The organism is Leeuwenhoekiella sp. A16, from assembly GCF_047946675.1.
Lineage (GTDB): Bacteria > Bacteroidota > Bacteroidia > Flavobacteriales > Flavobacteriaceae > Leeuwenhoekiella.
The window spans coordinates 3,636,271-3,652,107 of the sequence record NZ_CP172313.1 but is presented as its reverse complement, the minus strand read 5'-3'; the positions used below and the strand labels follow the sequence as shown (position 1 = coordinate 3,652,107).

The following is a 15,837-nucleotide window of genomic DNA, read 5'->3' as shown; positions in this document are numbered from 1 at the left end:
AATCGGTCTAAAATAGTTAAAAATCAGATTATTAGGTTTTTATAAAAATTGCTTTTCAGCGAAAGTTTATGGAGTATAAATAAAAAAGCACCAGCGTAAAACTGATGCTTTTATAATAAAATATGTAATGCTTATTTCTTAGCTCGCTGAATCTTAATGATTTTCGTGACAACGTAATATCCTATTAAAGCGATAACAAAATACCACAAGTAAGATACAGGTTCTCCTTTACCGCCTACAGTTGTGAAAAGACGTTCCCATCTTATTTTATTAAAGAATCCCTGCGCGTTAGAATCCCAACTCATCCAGATAAATACAGGTTTACCTACGACATGATTTTCTGGTACAAATCCCCAGTAGCGGCTGTCTTCAGAATTATGGCGATTATCGCCCATCATCCAGTAGTAATTTTGCTTAAAAGTATATTGAGTCAGGGGAGAACCGTTTAATAAAATATCGGTTCCATTAAGAGATAGTTTATTATCAACGCCCATTTCTTTGCCTTCATAAACCTCAATTATGCGTTTATATAAAGGTAAATTCTCCTGATTGATATCTATTGTCGCATCTTTTTTAGGAATGTAAAAAGATCTCATTTGATCTCTGTTACCCAAACTTGCACTGCCACCGGGAAAAATACCGGGTTCTGACTGATCTTCTGGTGAGATATAACGTTCTAAAGAGGCAACATTAGGATGATTACGGAATGCTTCAGCTCCCTTTTCTGTTATAGCTCGTACCTGAAAAATATTTTGATTAACAAAACCCACACCGTCTGTAATATCATAACGTTCATATAGATTTTGAGTATTGAAGCCACTACCTTTTGCACGACCTACGTAACTAAACTGCGGTTTTGCTCTTTCTGGTAATTGTAACGGTTCACCATTTGTATATACCTTACCATCTACAATTTTTAAGCTATCGCCAGGCAGTCCCACGCAACGTTTTACGTAGTTTGACTTTTTGTCAATAGGCTTGTAATAATGCTGTCCATTATTATAGGGTCCCATTTGATTAACAGTATCAACCGGCCAGCCAAAAACGACAATATCATTGCGTTCTATATCCTGAAAACCGGGTAATCTAAAATAGGGCAGCTGTGGCCAGGTGGTGTAAGATCTTGTTTTAATTACGGGAATTGTATCATGCACCATTGGGAAACTCACAGTAGTCATAGGTGTGCGAGCGCCGTAGTGAAATTTACTTACGAAAAGAAAATCGCCTACCAGCAATGTTTTTTCAAGCGAAGAGGTAGGTATTGTAAAAGGCTGCATGACATAGGTATGCACAATCGTAGCCGCGACAACTGCAAAAAGCAGCGAAGAAATCCATTCTCCGGAGGCGCTTTTTGGCTTTAAAGAGCGATTTTCAACATATTGGGCATCTGTCGCATAATTAATATAGTAGAGGTAAAGACCTAAAGTTATGATTGCTAGAAAAGTATCTGTGTAGGTATTCTTACCAAAGCTACGCGCTGTTTCTACCCAGATAACCGGAAACATAATTAAGTTTACGATGGGTATAAAAAGTAAAATAACCCACCATTTAGGTCGGTTAATGATCTTCATAAGAATGATTGCGTTATAAACAGGGACTGCAGCTTCCCATGCTTGTCTACCTGCTTTTACGTATAATTTCCATGTGCCTAAAAAGTGTACTACCTGTATAATTAAAAAGAATAGTAACCATTGTGTCATTGTCATAAGCTGATGCTTTTAATATAGGTATGCTTTTATAAGTTTTGGTTACAGTTTAGCCTAAACTTAATACGTCTTTCATAGAAAAGACGCCATTTTTATCTACAATCCATTCTGCAGCAATAACGGCCCCCAGAGCAAATCCCTGCCTGCTGTGAGCTTTGTGCTCTATTGTAATATCATCTACATCGCTCGTATATTTTATACTATGCGTTCCCGGTACTTCTCCTTCTCTTATAGATCTAATGGTCACCTTATCTTCCTCTTCTTTGTCAAGAAGCCAGCCGTTGTGGTCTGTATTTTCTATAATACCTTCTGCAAGTGTGATAGCGGTACCGCTGGGAGCATCTAATTTATGTATGTGATGAGTTTCTTCCATACTTACATTATAATTAGAAAGCTTTGCCATCATTTTAGCAAGCTGTTTATTTAATTCGAAAAATATATTAACACCTACACTAAAATTTGATGCATACAAAAAAGCACCATTTTTATCACTGCAAAGTTGTACCATCTTATCGTAGTTGTCTAGCCATCCTGTGGTGCCTGAAACAACAGGAACATCAGAATTGAGACATTGGGTAATATTTGCTACAGCTGCTTCAGGAATACTAAAATCTATAGCAACATCTACACCATTAAGGTCAAAAGAATCTTCCTTATCAATGCGACGCACTATTTTGTGACCACGATCTTCTGCTATTGTGGCAATGGTTTTTCCCATACGCCCATATCCTAAAAGTGCAATATTCATTTTAAAAATTATAGGTTAAACTAAGACCGAAATTGGTTGAGAGACTATAGTTCTCACGGCTTATAAAAGGATTTAAACTAAGTCTGTCGTCAACATTGTATTGTGACAAATGCGCATCTACATTAGCCTCTACGATCTGTAAAATATATAAGCCGGCCGTTACGAGTATAGATAGTTCTTTACGGCGTCTAAAAAAATCCTGAGCATCAAGAAGGTTATCTTCGGTATATACCTGAGTAACTGTTCCGTCTTCGGCCACCACCGTGAACTCGTCTATTCTTCCGGCAATTCGATCTTTATAAGCAGTCCGGTATTTTTGAAACTGATCATCGTTATAAACAGCAACTGCCACTCCTGTGCCTAATGCAGCATAAACAATAGGTATTTTCCAGTAGTCTCTGTTATATGCCTGCCCCAAACCTGGCAAAACTGCAGAATAGAAAGCAACTTTTGCAGGCTTAAGAGGTCTGTAGTTGTCAATATAAGTAGTATCCTGAGAAGTTACTGTAGGCGTATTGGCTTGATCCTGAGCTATAGCGTTAAGAATGAAGCTAAAAAAAGCAATAAATAATAATGTTTGCTTGTTAAGCACCTTGTATCAACTTTTGTATGCGTTTAAAATCTTCTTCTGAAGTGAACGGAATAATAAGCTTGCCATTGCCTTTTGGGGCAATTTTTACATCTACCTTGGCGCCAAAATAATTAGCAATTTCTTTTTTTCCTTCTTTCACAAATTGTGGGATACTTGGCTTGGCAGCAGGAACGGTTTTGTCTTTACTTTCTTTATAACCTTTTACAAGAGCTTCTGTTGCTCTTACAGATAAAGAATTACCTATTATCTTTTCATAGATATCGAGCTGATCTGATGTATTCTCAATATTTATAAGTGCTCTACCATGACCCATAGAAAGAAAACCATCTCTCATACCTGTTTGGATTATAGGATCAAGTTTCAATAAACGCAGGTAGTTAGCAATAGTAGATCTATTTTTACCTACACGATCACTCATTTGTTCCTGAGTAAGATTTATCTCTTCTATAAGGCGTTGATACGAAAGCGCGATCTCGATAGGATCAAGGTCTTCGCGCTGTATATTCTCAACCAGAGCCATTTCTAAAGACTCCTGATCGTTTGCTATACGTATATAAGCAGGTATAGTCTCCAGACCTACGATCTTAGAAGCACGAAAACGTCTTTCCCCTGATACAAGCTGATATTTACCAAAACTTATTTTTCTTACGGTAATAGGCTGAATCACTCCTAATTCTCGTATAGAGGAAGCAAGTTCTTTTAAAGCGTCTTCATTAAAACTACTTCGAGGCTGAAAAGGATTGACTTCAACAGCATTAAGGTCAAGCTCTACAATATTTCCTACTACCTTATCTGCACCTTTATCTGTTGCTGTTTTTATATCGTTATCAGGATCTTTGAGGAGAGCAGAAAGCCCTCTTCCTAATGCCTGTTTCTTAGTAGCTTTAGCCATTATTACGCTTCGTTTTTCTTTATTATCTCCTGTGCAAGACTTAAATAGTTAGAGGCTCCTTTACTTCCCGCATCATAATTTATGATACTTTCCCCGTAACTAGGTGCTTCACTCAAACGCACGTTGCGCTGTATAATTGTTTTAAAGACCATCTCATCAAAATGCTTCTGCACTTCTTCAACAACCTGGTTAGAAAGTCGCAAGCGCGAGTCGTACATAGTAAGTAAAAGCCCTTCTATGTCAAGATTTTGATTGTGTATCTTCTGTACACTTTTAATTGTATTCAATAATTTACCCAAACCTTCAAGGGCAAAATATTCACATTGTATAGGTATTATTACAGAATCTGCAGCAGTTAGAGCGTTTAAAGTTAAAAGCCCTAATGAAGGAGCACAATCAATCAGGATGTAATCGTAACTATCTTTTAAATGCTGTATAGCTTTGCGCAGCATGTATTCTCGCTCATCCATATCTACTAACTCGATCTCGATAGCCACGAGGTCTATATGTGATGGAATTAGTGACAGGTTAGGGGAGTCTGTAGGGATTATAGCATCTTCAGCTTTGCTGCTGTGCTCTAGTAATTGATAAGTACCTATCTCAATACTTTCTACATCTATACCAAGACCAGATGTTGCATTGGCCTGTGGATCTGCATCTATCAATAATACTTTTTTCTCAAAGACTCCTAAGGAAGCTGCCAGATTTACTGAGGTTGTAGTTTTACCTACACCACCTTTTTGATTCGCAACAGCGATAATTTTACCCATACGATTTGAGACAATTTAGGGGTAAAAATACGATTTAATATGGGCATACAAAATGCTTTTTGTTAACAGTGTTAACAACAAAAAAGGGGAGTTCTCATGAACTCCCCTTTATCAAGCGATTATATATTTTAACCTTCTTCTGGCATTAATATACCCAGAAAATAATTTTGATCAAGATATTTATTAGCTACATCCTGAATTTCTTTTGTGGTGAGTGACTTGATTTCATCTTCAAAACTGATGACCTCATCCATATTCTTATCTTGTTGATCAAGGGTTTGCAAAGTAGTTAACCAGTATCTGTTTTGTTTTACTTGTTCTTTGTGCGCCTGCAAGTAGGTTTCTTTTACTTTATTAAGATCGGTTTCTGTGGGACCATCCTTTTTAATTTTTTCTACTTCGGTAAGGGCGGCTTCAATTAACTTATAAACATTCTCAGGTCCGCAAGGGAAGGAGATCGTAAAAGTTACATTGCTAAAACTTATTTTGCTCATGCTGCCTCTGGCACCTACGCCATATACACCGCCTATTTCTTCCCGTAATTGCTCAACCAGTTTAATGGTTAAAATTTCACCCAGAGCGTCTATAGCCACTTCCTCATCTTCATCGTACGGGGTTTCTTCTTCCCAGATGATACGCACCTGGCTTTTAGGATCTGTACCTTTATTTACGACTACTTTTTGATATTCGTCTTTTTCTCTAAAGGTGGTGGCTTTCCATTTTTCATTGCTATTATTTGAAGGAAGACCAGCTAAATATTTCATAGCGTATTCTTTCAATTTACTCTCATCTACATTCCCTACAAAATAGAAATGAAAATCACCGGGATCTGCAAAACGCTCTTTATATTTCGCGTAAGCAAGGTCATAATCTGCCTCATCCATTTTTTCAGGTGTCGGAAAACCGATGAAACGATCGTTACCTTCATTACGTATTTTACCTATCTCATTCTGGTAATAGTAATTAGGATTTGCCATAAGATTGCCCATAAAACTCTTCTGCTTGCTCATGTAAGAATTAAAGGCTTCTTGATCTTTATTGAGATCTGTAAAATACAGATAGACCATCTGGAAGAGCGTTTCAAGATCTTTAGGTGCTGCCTGCCCGTTAAAACCTTCGGCGAGATTAGATATATAAGGTGATACGCTTACAATCTTACCGCTCATCATCTTGGTAAGATCATTTTTTGAAAGACCGCCTATGCCTGCCTCGTCAAGACCCCCATTAGCGAAAGCTGTAGCGATATAATCTGCATCATCATACAAACTTGTTCCTCCCGGACTATAAGCGCTAAAAAGTATCTCATCGTTCTTAAAATCGGTGATTTTATATGAAATTTTAGCCCCGTTGCTAAGTGTCATCGTTTTAAAATCAAGGTCGATATTATTAACGATTTTGGTGATTTCTCCCGGTTTTGGGGCGTTTTCTATTAGATGTTCCCGAATGGCTTCATCTTCATAAGGTTGAAGTGCTTCATTTTGAACTTCGTCAAGCAGTACGAGTATTTCAGATTCTTCTATCGGTTCAAGACCTTCTTTTTCAGGACCGGTTAGTATGATAACCCTGTTGTTATCGTGTAGAAATGAGTTTATTAATCCATTAATCTCACTTAGCTGTACTGTAGGCAAGATTTGTTTGTAAAAGTCATATTCCCACTCGATACCAGGAATGGGTTCATCTTCAAGAAAGTTATTTATATATTCTCCTACCACGCGGCCACTTTCTATTTTGTCACGGTCTTTGTAGGCTCTTTCCATACGAGCCAGAATTTCTTTTTTAGCACGTTCAAATTCACCTTCTTTAAAACCATAACGTTTTACGCGTTCATTTTCTTCAAGAAGAGCTTTTAAACCAGCTAATTGTCCTTTTTCACTTGTGTTAGCAAAACTTTGATAAGCATTTTTATCTCTGGCATAAGTGCCACCGTAATATGAATAACCAAAAACAAATGGCGGGTTAGCACTGTTTCTTAATTCGTCTAGCCTATTATTCAGCATTGTAGAGAATAAACCACGCACTACCAGATCTTTGTAGTCTTTTGTAGTTGTGGCTACAGGCTTTTCAAAAGTGTCTTTATACATGACCTGCACCTGACTAAACGGAGCTTCTTTGTCCTGAGCTACTGTCACAAACGTTTCTTCATGATTGGGAAGGTCAAAGGATTTTCTTGCTTTAGGTGAAGCAGGTTTTTCTATTTTGCCAAAATGTTCTTTTATCTTTTTTTCGAGGGTAGCAACATCAAGATCACCCACAGCGACCACCGCCATTAAATCTGGTCTATACCAGTCTCTATAGAATTGTCTTAAGGTCTCATGATCAAAATTCTCAAGAATGTCTTTCTTACCTATAGGCATGCGTTCTGCATACTTAGAGCCGTAAAGCATTTTAGGCAGGTATTCCTGCAACATGCGCTTGTCTGGACCTAAACCCAGCCTGTATTCTTCAAGAACGACACCGCGCTCACCATCTATGGCTTCATCTGTTAAAGTGGTATTATGTGCCCAGTCCTCAAGAATCTGAAACCCTTTTTCCAGCTTCTCAGGATCATCACTTGGTATTGGCAAAATATAAACGGTCTCATCAAAACTTGTGTAAGCGTTCAGGTCAGCGCCAAATTTTACACCTATACTTTGCAGGTAATTTACAAGGTCATTTTTCTGAAAATTCTTGGTCCCATTAAAGTTCATGTGCTCCATAAAATGAGCAAGACCTTGCTGCTCATCATTCTCAAGTATTGAACCTGCATTAACAACAAGGCGTAATTCTACTTTGTCTTCAGGTTTCCCGTTATTGCGAATGTAATACGTTAGACCGTTTTCTAACTTGCCAATTTTCACATTAGAATCTGTGGGGATTTGCCCTTCAGGTATGGGCTTACTTGTAATTTCCTGCTCTGTGGTTTGTGCTTTACCTACAAAAATAAAAAGAGAGCATGCCAGCAGAGCGGGGAGTAGTCTATTCCTCATAATGCATAGTTAATTGATTAATAAATGATGAATTAAGCGTAAGAGGGGAACTATCTTATTGAATTACAATATACTATTTTTATTAATTATTCTTTTTAGCCTTGATCATAGCTTCCAGTTGATCCCAAAGTTCTTCAGGAATTTGTTGAAGAATATTAAATTGTCCTGCTCCTTCCAGCCACTCACCGCCATCAATAGTGATCACTTCGCCATTTACATAAGCAGAAAAATCTGAAACAAGGTAAGCAGCCAGATTTGCCAATTCCTGATGATCACCCACGCGACGCAGTGGTACTTTCTTGGCCAGATCAAATTTATCTTTTAAATCTCCCGGGAGTAACCTATCCCACGCACCTTTAGTAGGGAAGGGGCCGGGAGCAATGGCATTTGAGCGTATACCGTATTTTGCCCATTCTACCGCCAGAGAACGTGTCATTGCAAGAACTCCTGCTTTTGCAGTAGCACTAGGCACCACATATGCAGAACCCGTCCAGGCATAGGTGGTGACTATATTTAAAATGGTTACACTTTTTTGTTTTGTTTCTATCCAGTGTTTACCAAAAGTCAGCGTACAGTTTTTACTTCCTTTTAAAACTATATCTATAATCACATCAAAAGCATTTGCAGAAAGTCGCTCTGTGGGCGAAATAAAATTGCCGGCAGCATTATTAAGCAGCACATCAACTTTACCAAATTCTTTAATAACGCTATCTCGCATAGCCTCTACCTCGTCATAATTACGCACATCGCATTGTACAGGAAGAACCTTACCGCCGGTTTCTTCTTCCAGCTCTTTTGCGGTCGCTTTAAGCTTGTCAAGATTGCGAGATGAGATAGCCACCTGCGCGCCAAGCTGCAGAAAGTATTTTGTCATTGATTTACCCAGACCGCTGCCACCGCCGGTTACCACAATCGTTTTTCCTTTAAGAGCGTCATCTCGAAGCATTTTGTCTGTGTACATCTTATTATAGTTTATATTAATATGCTACTTGTTATCTCTGGCAGCTTTAGTGGAATAGTTTAAATTGAAAGCTATTCTTCTTAATCGTCAAAAGTCTGAAGCAACAATTCTAAAATCGAAATTGCCGCTTCACTAATTTTGGTTCCGGGACCAAAAACTGCCACGGCGCCTGCATCAAAAAGAAACTGGTAATCCTGCTGCGGTATCACACCGCCTACAATTACCATGATATCATCACGATCTAATTTTTTGAGTTCGTTTATCACTTGTGGCACCAGCGTTTTGTGTCCACCGGCCAATGATGAAATTCCTAAAATATGAACATCATTCTCTACTGCCTGTCTTGCCGCTTCTTTAGGTGTTTGAAATAACGGACCAATATCTACATCAAAACCTACATCTGCATAGCCGGTTGCGATCACTTTCGCACCTCTGTCGTGCCCGTCCTGACCCATTTTAGCGATCATAATACGTGGTCTGCGACCTTCAAATTCAGCCAATTTGTCTGCGAGCTGTTGGGCCTTTTTAAAAGTCTCGTCGTTACTTATTTCTTTGCTATACACGCCGCTAAATGATTTAATTTGTGCCTTATATCTGCCAAAAACCTCCTCTAAAGCTAGTGAAATCTCCCCTATGGTTGCTCTTTCGCGTGCAGCTTCAACTGCGAGATCCAGTAAATTACCTTCGCCGGTTTTGGCACAAGTAGCCAGTTTTTGAAGGGTTTTAACCACTTTTTCACTATTTCTACCCGATTTTACTTCGGCAAGGCGTTTTAATTGCGATTGCCTAACCGCTTCATTATCAACTTCCAGAATTTTAAAAAGGTCTTCATTAAAATCTGGTTTGTATTTATTAACGCCTACAATAACATCTTTACCGCTATCTATACGCGCTTGCTTAATTGCAGCAGCTTCTTCAATACGCAGTTTAGGAATTCCTTTTTCTATTGCTTTTGTCATACCACCCAGATCTTGTACTTCTTCAATTAGCTCCCAGGCTTTTTGCACGATCTCGTGGGTGAGATTTTCTACGAAATAGCTTCCAGCCCAGGGATCAACGGTACGGGTTATCTGTGTTTCTTCCTGCAGAAATATCTGTGTGTTTCTGGCAATACGCGCCGAAAAATCTGTAGGTAAAGCAATCGCTTCATCGAGTGCGTTAGTATGCAAACTTTGTGTACCACCAAAGGCAGCCGCAGCAGCTTCTATTGTGGTTCGCGCAACATTGTTAAACGGGTCTTGCTCAGTAAGACTCCAGCCGCTTGTCTGGCAATGTGTTCTTAAGGCAAGCGATTTAGGATTTTTAGGATTAAACTGTTTTACAATTCTTGCCCAGAGCATACGGGCGGCGCGCATTTTTGCGATTTCGGTAAAATGATCCATACCTATTGCCCAGAAAAAGGAAAGTCTAGGGGCGAAATTATCTATGTCGAGACCGGCATTTATGCCTGTGCGCAAGTATTCTAATCCATCGGCTAATGTGTATGCCAGCTCGATCTCACAAGTCGCGCCTGCTTCCTGCATGTGATAGCCCGAAATAGAAATTGAGTTAAACCGGGGCATTTTCGCGGAAGCATATTTAAAAATATCTGAAACAATACGCATTGATGGGCCAGGAGGGTAGATGTAGGTGTTGCGCACCATAAACTCCTTTAAAATGTCGTTTTGTATCGTACCAGATAATTGCTCTGGTTTAACTCCTTGTTCTTCTGCGGCGACAATATAAAAAGCTAGAATAGGAAGCACGGCACCATTCATCGTCATTGAGACAGACATCTGGTCAAGAGGGATTTGATCAAAAAGTATTTTCATATCCTCAACGGTATCGATTGCGACACCGGCATTGCCCACATCACCTTCTACGCGCTCATGATCACTATCATAACCTCGATGTGTAGCAAGATCAAAAGCCACAGACAGCCCTTTTTGCCCGGCTTTAAGATTTCTTCTGTAAAAGAGATTGCTTTCTTCTGCTGTAGAAAAACCTGCGTACTGCCTTATAGTCCATGGTTTTCTTACATACATTGTACTGTACGGGCCGCGTAAGTATGGTGGCAAACCTGCAGCAAAATCTAAATGTTCTATATCTTCTAAATACTTTTTAGAATCTTTAGTTGCATCAGATTTATTAAATGTGAGATGTTGCAGATTTTTACGCATATTGTAATTTTTGATCTGTAATTAAAGAAGTATTTCTATAAATTGATCTAATGTTCAAAATACGATTTCCTTGGTAATTAGTAAACGATAAATTTTGAAAGTGGTTATTCAGTTTTCTCAGGTAAATCGTAAAGGCGCCCGTAATACGAATCCAGCGCGATATAAATAGCAAGATATTTGTCTTTGCCTGCTTCATTAATGACATTGCGTATGCGGCGTTCAAGTATAGTAGGGCTAAGAGCATTGACCGATTTTAATGAAGAAATTGTCGTTTTTAAGCCTGAATTGCTGATATTTTCCAGCAGGCAGGACACAAATGGATGATCGTAATTGAGAACACTTTTATCATTTCCCGGGAGCCAGAGACCTTCTATATTTTTAAGTTCCTGCATAACCTCAAGCGTATGAGGAGATACCATTTCGCCATAAGGCGCTTTACCGCTCATCCCGTAATAAATGTATTTACGGTATGCATTTCTGGTATCGTAGAATTCTGTGGTGTATTTTTTTGTGATATCGTCTTCAAAAGAGAATAAAGCTTCTTTTATAAGGGTAGAATCTATTTGATCGCAGGATATATCAAGCGTTTCATCACTATATTCAAATTTTAAACTTTGTTTTTTTCCACAGGAAACAATCAGAAAAATGGCACTTAGAAGAACTAAAAAATTGAAGAGAGATCTATTCATTCTGTAAACGTTGTTTTTCCTTTTCTTCTGCCAGGCGCTTAGGAATTATAGGTATTACTAAGGTTTTTCTGGGATTTATCTTTAGAAACGGATATAACTCAAGGTCGTTTTTCATACGATCATCAAGATTAGGATGCTTGTTAATGCCTAATAAAACGGTGTTGTCTGCATCAAAATCTGCCTGTTCTTTTTGTGCACTTTCTTTTATTTTACGCTGAATTGTACCGGCTTTCAATAGTTTTAGAAATCCGCCGTCTGCTTCAATTTTTTTGAAAAGATCAAGAGCTTTTTCTGCAAATTGGCGCGTAAGCGTTTCTACATAATAACTTCCCGCAGCAGCATCTTTTTTAGAATCAAAATAACTTTCTTCTCTAAGAATCAATAATTGATTGCGTGAAATGCGTTGCCCAAACTCGTTTGTTTTATGATATAGTGCATCATACGGCAAATTTGTAACGGTGTCTGCACCTCCTAAAATAGCACTCATACATTCTGTTGTCGTGCGCAGCATATTTGTGTTGTAATCGTAGATTACTTTATTGCGTTTTGCAGGAGAAACGGTGATGTGGCATTTTGTAGGTAAACCGTATTCTGCAGCAAGTTGAGCGTATAGCAGTCTTAAAGCTCTAATTTTTGCGATCTCAAAAAAGTAATTTGAAGAAACTGCCAGATTAAAAGTGATAAGCTGGTCTTTTAACTCGTGCTGATATGCATTTAAATATTCATTGGCTTGCGCCAAAGAATACGCTAATTGTTGAACGATAGTTGCGCCGGCTTCAAGATAAGGAGATGCATCTATCGTCAAAATCCGGTTATTTATGCCTAAAATCGACTGTAGATCGCTAAAATCATGTTCCATATTATTGAACCAGTTTCCCGAAACTGCAAGATTGCCTATAATATCAATGCCAAAAAACACCGAAATAGACCGATTTTTAGCCTCCAGAGCCAGATTTTTTAAAAATTCTTTGTCTAAAAATGAAAATCTAAAATATAGAGTTACAGACTTATTTTCAATTGCTGAAAAGAGAATTGAAACATCAAAAGGTTTATCGGCTTTAAAGATAATGGTCTGAGTACCTTTTGCAAGCACCTCATTTGCAGTTCTGGCAGAAACTTTAGGATCTAGTATAAAAATTTCTTCACCTATCTTCCAGTCTTCAGGATGGTCGGGGATAGGAGTGTTTTCAATAAAATCTTCGCTGCTGTAAAAGGGCTTTACATCAATACCTTCTTCTGTATTCCATACCAAAGTCTTATTATAATCTGCACCTTTAAGATCGTACTGAATCTTTTGTTTAAAGGCTTTTGCAGAGACGGTATCAAATTCAGAAAACAGGGATTTACTCATAGTTAATTCTCATTTTTAAGGCTGTCTTCATATTCTATGATGTAAATTTCTTCATTATCCTTTTTCATAAAATACTCTTCTCTTGCAAAACGCTCCAGTTCTTCAGTATCTTTTAAGCTTTGTATCTGCTCTTTATCTGAAGTGATCTCTTTGAGAAAATAAACCTTATTGCCTTCTAATTTATCAATCTCATCGTTTAATTCTTTATGAATAAACCAGGAATTGGCATCAAAAAAGAACATCCAGATCGAGAAAATAACAAGAATGAGCACATATTTGTTGCCCAAGATCCTGAACCATCTCTTCTCTTTCAGTTTTTTGATCCCCATTGTTTTAGGCAAGACGTTGATTGATTATAGTACGAACGATATCAACAGCTACAGTATTATATCTGTTGTTAGGTATTATAAGATCTGCAAACTCTTTTGTGGGTTCTATAAATTGTTGATGCATAGGTTTTAATGTCGTCTGGTAACGATTTAAAACTTCATCAAGATCCCGACCACGCTCTGCTATATCGCGCTTTAGGCGACGTATTAAGCGTTCATCAGAATCTGCATGAACAAATATTTTAATGTCAAAAAGGTCTCGTATTTCAGGATGTGTGAGAATAAGAATTCCTTCTACGATGACAACCTTTCGCGGATGCGTAATTACTGTATCTTTTGTGCGATTATGCTTAACGAAAGAATAAACAGGCTGCTCTATTGTTTTACCTGCTCTTAGATCTTCAAGATGTGAACAAAGTAACTCAAAATCAATAGCTCTGGGATGATCAAAATTTATTTTGATACGCTCGTCATAACTAAGATGTGATGTGTCTCTGTAATATGAATCTTGTGATATTACAGTCACTTCACCTTCCGGAAGTTCATGCACAATCTGGTTTACAACTGTTGTTTTACCACTGCCCGTACCACCGGCAATTCCCATTATAAGCATAAGTCTCGTTTGCGGCAAATTTAGCAAACTGAAGGCAATATCCTGATTTTAATTTTTTGCCGGGTGGCTACTAATAAAAATGTCTTTTAAAAGCTTCAATAGCAGCATAATCTGCCAGACCCAGCTTGTGGTATTTAGTAGCTGTCTCTTTATTACGTTCTTCAGCACGTACCCAGAATTCTCTAGAGTCGTCCCCTTGAAACATAACCCCATCTTTTTGTGACTGGTGATAAAATATTGCTTTTCGCTTGCGTAAAACCTGATCTGGACTCATAGGTACCGCCATATCTATCTCGTGCATTCCCCATTCATGCCATGCACCTCGATATAACCAAACCCAGCAATCACTCATGTATGGCTCTTTTTTAAGTCTGGCTAATGCCTGAAATAGCGCATCAAGACATACTTTATGAGTGCCATGCGGATCTGCGAGATCACCGGCAGCATAAATCTGGTGCGGTTTAATTTCTTCAATAAGATCGCACATGATAGCAATATCTTCTTCTCCTAACGGATTTTTCTTTATACCACCTGTTTCATAAAAAGGAAGATTAAGAAAGTGCGCTTGCTTATCTGGTATACCTAAATATCGCGTGGCTCCTATAGATTCTTTTTGTCTAATGATTCCCTTTAATTGACGAACGACGGGATCATCTACAGCAAATTTCTCACTTTTCTTGATGTGCTTAATTATATCCTGATAGCAATCACTTCCCGGGGTCATTGCAGCTGCAACTTCTGCATAGGTAAGGGCGTGATCATTAGAAACAGCAATATTGCCAGATGTCTGGTAAGCCACGTGTACTTCATGACCCTGTTCTACTAGTCGGTCAAAAGTGCCTCCCATAGATATCACATCGTCATCAGGGTGCGGACTAAATATTAATACCCGTTTTTTAGCAGGTTCCGAACGTTCTGGTCGTTTTGTGTCTTCGGCATTGGGTTTACCGCCGGGCCATCCCGAAATTGTATGCTGCAAACGGTTGAACATTTTAATATTGAGTTCGTAAGATGAGCCTTCTAAAGTAAGAAGACCTTCCATACCGTTATCGTTATAATCTTTATCTGTAAGTTTCAGAATAGATTTCTGAGTTATATCACAAAGCCAAACAACAGCTTTTCTGGTAAGCTCTGGCGTCCAGTCACAGGTGCCAACAAGCCATGGAGTTTTAATACGTGTAAGATCTGCAGCTGCTTCTGTATTTATAACAAAGGTTGTGTTCTTATGACCTTGTAAATAAGTTGAAGGTACCTGAGCGGTTATATTGCCTTCTATAGCTTCTTTTACAATTTCGGCTTTATTTTGTCCCCAGGCGAGAAGTACAATGCGTTTTGCCTCTAATACCGTTTGTATGCCCATCGTTATTGCCTTTTTTGGTACATTTTCTAAACCAAGAAAAGCAGGAGAAGCATCAGTGCGCGTTAAATGATCTAAGGTTATAAGTCTGGTACGTGAGTTGTAATGTGACCCCGGCTCGTTAAAACCTATGTGACCGGTACGACCTATACCCAACAATTGAAAATCTAATCCGCCCAGTTTTTTAATTTTCTGCTCATAGTCTACACAGAATTCTAAAATCTGATCTGCAGGTACCTGCCCGTGTGGGATATTTATATTGTCTTCATCGATGTCTATATGATCAAAAAGATGCTGATGCATAAAGTAGTGATAGCTCTGCGCGTGTTGTGGCGACATGGGGTAGTACTCATCAAGATTAAAAGTCACCACATTTTTAAAGCTTAAACCATCTTCTTTATGCAGGCGCACAAGTTCTTCATAAACCTTAATAGGCGAAGAACCGGTTGCCAAACCCAGAACACAAACCTTACCGGCTGCATTCTTCTTTCTTATTAAGGTCGCTATCTCTCGCGCAACAATAACCGAAGCTTCATTTGAATTGTCAAAAATGACATTATGAATTTTTTCAAATCTGGTATTTTCATAAATACCGGCTTCCTGATAACTTATGCTTTTATCCTGACGCATTTCAAATTCAGCAATCATCTTTAAAATTTTTAGAGTTAATCGATCAAAACTGCTTTCTACAAGCAAATTTTTTG

At 38.4% G+C, this 15,837-nt stretch carries 13 protein-coding genes; all 13 read right to left on the bottom strand.

The window, feature by feature from the left end:
* Positions 1-131 precede the first annotated feature (131 nt).
* The 13 genes from lepB to nagB all read right to left on the bottom strand — a co-directional run bounded on the left by lepB (position 132) and on the right by nagB (position 15,781).
* Positions 132-1,706, bottom strand: coding sequence for a signal peptidase I (lepB, locus tag ACH3O9_RS15970; RefSeq protein ID WP_416442149.1), 1,575 nt, complete (start codon positions 1,704-1,706; stop codon positions 132-134).
* 49 nt (positions 1,707-1,755) lie between these two features.
* Positions 1,756-2,454 carry a 4-hydroxy-tetrahydrodipicolinate reductase gene (gene dapB / locus ACH3O9_RS15965; protein ID WP_416442148.1) on the bottom strand — a complete coding sequence of 233 codons (699 nt, stop codon included), beginning with the start codon at positions 2,452-2,454 and terminating at the stop codon, positions 1,756-1,758.
* 1 nt (position 2,455) lies between these two features.
* The gene (locus ACH3O9_RS15960) at positions 2,456-3,046 is read right to left on the bottom strand and encodes a DUF5683 domain-containing protein (protein WP_416442147.1); all 591 of its coding nucleotides are present in this window, start codon (positions 3,044-3,046) and stop codon (positions 2,456-2,458) included.
* Complete coding sequence (locus tag ACH3O9_RS15955; protein WP_416442146.1) at positions 3,039-3,938, bottom strand: ParB/RepB/Spo0J family partition protein; 900 nt, start codon at positions 3,936-3,938, stop codon at positions 3,039-3,041. Before ACH3O9_RS15955 ends, ACH3O9_RS15960 begins: the two co-directional genes overlap by 8 nt.
* A 2-nt stretch (positions 3,939-3,940) precedes the next feature.
* Complete coding sequence (locus ACH3O9_RS15950) at positions 3,941-4,708, bottom strand: ParA family protein (RefSeq protein WP_416442145.1); 768 nt, start codon at positions 4,706-4,708, stop codon at positions 3,941-3,943.
* Between the two features lie 128 nt (positions 4,709-4,836).
* Positions 4,837-7,674: a M16 family metallopeptidase gene (locus ACH3O9_RS15945; RefSeq protein WP_416442144.1), complete on the bottom strand. Its 2,838-nt coding sequence runs from the start codon at positions 7,672-7,674 to the stop codon at positions 4,837-4,839.
* A gap of 82 nt (positions 7,675-7,756) precedes the next feature.
* Positions 7,757-8,635, bottom strand: coding sequence for an SDR family oxidoreductase (locus ACH3O9_RS15940; protein WP_416442143.1), 879 nt, complete (start codon positions 8,633-8,635; stop codon positions 7,757-7,759).
* 80 nt (positions 8,636-8,715) lie between these two features.
* Entirely contained in the window at positions 8,716-10,794 is a 2,079-nt protein-coding gene (gene scpA, locus ACH3O9_RS15935) for a methylmalonyl-CoA mutase (RefSeq protein ID WP_416442142.1), read from the bottom strand.
* A 104-nt stretch (positions 10,795-10,898) separates the two neighbouring features.
* Positions 10,899-11,483 (bottom strand): hypothetical protein, encoded by a 585-nt coding sequence (locus ACH3O9_RS15930; RefSeq protein WP_416442141.1) that lies wholly within the window; start codon positions 11,481-11,483, stop codon positions 10,899-10,901.
* On the bottom strand, positions 11,476-12,834 hold the full coding sequence (locus ACH3O9_RS15925) for a methylmalonyl-CoA mutase subunit beta (protein WP_416442140.1): 1,359 nt from the start codon (positions 12,832-12,834) through the stop codon (positions 11,476-11,478). The genes ACH3O9_RS15930 and ACH3O9_RS15925 overlap by 8 nt, the downstream gene beginning before the upstream one ends.
* 2 nt (positions 12,835-12,836) lie before the next feature.
* Positions 12,837-13,163 (bottom strand): FtsB family cell division protein, encoded by a 327-nt coding sequence (locus ACH3O9_RS15920; protein WP_416442139.1) that lies wholly within the window; start codon positions 13,161-13,163, stop codon positions 12,837-12,839.
* Positions 13,164-13,167: 4 nt separating this feature from the next.
* A complete protein-coding gene (gene udk, locus ACH3O9_RS15915; RefSeq protein ID WP_416442138.1) occupies positions 13,168-13,776 on the bottom strand; it encodes a uridine kinase in 609 nt (202 codons plus the stop codon).
* Between the two features lie 70 nt (positions 13,777-13,846).
* A complete protein-coding gene (nagB, locus tag ACH3O9_RS15910) occupies positions 13,847-15,781 on the bottom strand; it encodes a glucosamine-6-phosphate deaminase (protein ID WP_416442137.1) in 1,935 nt (644 codons plus the stop codon).
* Between the last annotated feature and the right edge of the window lie 56 nt (positions 15,782-15,837).